Raw genomic sequence first — 2,242 nt, forward strand, 5'->3', positions numbered from 1 at the left:
CGAGATCCGCGACAACGTCTCGACCGGCAATGCGGTCGGCTTTGCCGTGATGTATTCGCATCGTCTGATCGTCGAGAACAATATCTCCGACGGCGATCGGGATCACGGCTTTCTGTTCAATTACGCCAATGGATCGCGTATTGCGGGCAATGCAGTCTACGGCCGGCTGCAGCCGGCAGAGCGGTGGACAAATGCCGGCCGCCGGACCGCCGAACATGGCCTGCCTTCCGGTGACGGCGAAGCACCGCTCGCGCTTGGCAGCGGTGCTCGCAACGGTCCGGAGAAATGCGTCTTCATCTATAATGCCAACAAGAACCGCTTCATCGGCAACCGCTTCGAAGGTTGCGAAATCGGCATCCATTTCACTGCTGGATCCGAAGGCAACGAGATGAGCGGCAATGCCTTCATCCGCAATCGCAACCAGGTCAAGTATGTCGGCACCCGCTATCTCGATTGGTCGAAGGGCGGACGCGGCAACTACTGGAGCGACAATCCGGCCTTCGACCTGAATGGCGACGGCATCGGCGATGCCGCCTATCGGCCGAACGATCTGGTCGACAAGGTGCTGTGGACAGCGCCGCAGGCCAAGCTGCTGGTCAACAGTCCGGCCGTCCAGGTGATCCGCTGGGCCCAGGCGCAGTTTCCGGCTTTGCTGCCGGGCGGCGTGGTCGACAGCAGTCCGCTAATGGAGCCGCCGGCAACAGCGCAACTTCCAGACCGCGAGGCAAAGTGAGTTATACGGTAGAGATTCGCGACATCGCCAAGCGATACGGAAAACTCGACGCCGTTCGGGACGTATCCTTTGCCCTGCCGGCTGGCGAGACCGTTGCGCTGGTCGGCCATAATGGCGCCGGCAAGACGACCTTGATCAAATTGATGCTTGGCCTGATTCATCCGACCTTCGGCACCGTCAGTGTTCTGGGCGAGAATCCGGCGGGCGGAGACTTCGCCGCCCGACGTCGCCTAGGATATCTGCCGGAGAATGTTGCCTTCAATGGCGCGTTGACCGGGCGGGAATTGCTGACCTTCTATACCCGTCTCAAAGGCGGGCCCGTCAGTCTGATTCTGCCGTTGCTGGATCGGGTAGGCTTGGCTGCGGCGGCGGACCGTCGGGTCGGAACCTATTCCAAGGGTATGCGTCAGCGTCTTGGACTTGCCCAGGCGCTGATCGGCGAACCCGCCCTGCTGCTGCTCGATGAACCGACCACCGGCCTCGATCCGGCGCTGCGGCAGAGCTTCTATGAGATCGTGCAGGATCTGCGGGATCGCGGCGCCACCGTTATCCTGTCGTCGCACGCCCTGACCGAGCTGGAAGAGCGCACCGATCGCGTCATCGTCATGAATCGTGGCGCGATGGTGGCGAATGGCTCGCTCGAGGAGCTTCGGCATATTGCCCGGCTGCCGACGCGGATTCGCTTCCATCTGCAGGATGGCCGGCTCGGGCCGAAGCAGTCCTGGCTGGGCGGCCTGGGCGAATGGCGGCCGGTCAACGGCCATATCGTCGAACTGGATGCAATGCCCGGGCAGAAGATCGATGTGCTGCGCCAGGCGATCCAGGCCGGCGCACCCCTGGATGACGTTGAGATCACGCCGCCCACGCTGGATGAACTTTATGTCCATTTCCTGCGCAGCCAGGAGGAAGCATCGTGACGAATATCCTGAACATCGCCGCCAAGGAAATCCAGGAAGGTCTGCTTAACCGCTGGGTGCTGGCGACCACATTGCTGCTGCTGGCGCTGTCGCTGACCCTGAGCTTTCTGGGCAGCGCTCCCACCGGCAACGTAGGCGTGCGAGCCCTGGACGTGGTTATCGTCAGCCTGTCCAGTCTCTCGATCTTCCTGCTGCCCCTGATTGCCCTGCTGATTTCCTACGATGCCGTGGTCGGCGAGATCGAGCGCGGCACCATGCTGCTGCTGCTCAGCTATCCGGTGGCGCGCTGGCAGGTTCTGGTCGGCAAGTTTTTCGGCCATCTGGCCATCCTCGGCTTCGCTACGATCCTGGGTTACGGTGCCGCAGCAGTGGCGCTCTGGCTGAGCGGCAGCGCCATCGACGCCGAGAGCTGGGCGGCATTTGCCGCGCTGATCGGCTCCTCGGTCATGCTGGGGGCGGTTTTCATTGCGCTGGGCTATCTGGTCAGCACACAGGTCCGGGACCGCGGAACCGCCGGCGGCATTGCGATCGGCATCTGGCTGGGTCTGGTTCTGCTCTTCGACATGGGCATCCTCGGCTTTCTGGTGGCCGA

3 protein-coding genes are annotated in these 2,242 nt (G+C 62.6%); all 3 read left to right on the forward strand.

The features are described from left to right. Positions 1-733 (forward strand): NosD domain-containing protein (locus CTR53_RS20945; RefSeq protein ID WP_290818374.1); only part of this gene is annotated, 733 nt, incomplete at its 5' end. Continuing rightward, positions 730-1,650 carry an ABC transporter ATP-binding protein gene (locus CTR53_RS20950; RefSeq protein ID WP_290818377.1) on the forward strand — a complete coding sequence of 307 codons (921 nt, stop codon included), beginning with the start codon at positions 730-732 and terminating at the stop codon, positions 1,648-1,650. The genes CTR53_RS20945 and CTR53_RS20950, both read left to right, overlap by 4 nt. Next, positions 1,647-2,242 (forward strand): ABC transporter permease subunit (locus CTR53_RS20955; protein WP_290818380.1); only part of this gene is annotated, 596 nt, incomplete at its 3' end. The genes CTR53_RS20950 and CTR53_RS20955, both read left to right, overlap by 4 nt.

It is taken from the genome of Ferrovibrio sp., assembly GCF_002796975.1.
Taxonomy (GTDB): domain Bacteria; phylum Pseudomonadota; class Alphaproteobacteria; order Ferrovibrionales; family Ferrovibrionaceae; genus Ferrovibrio.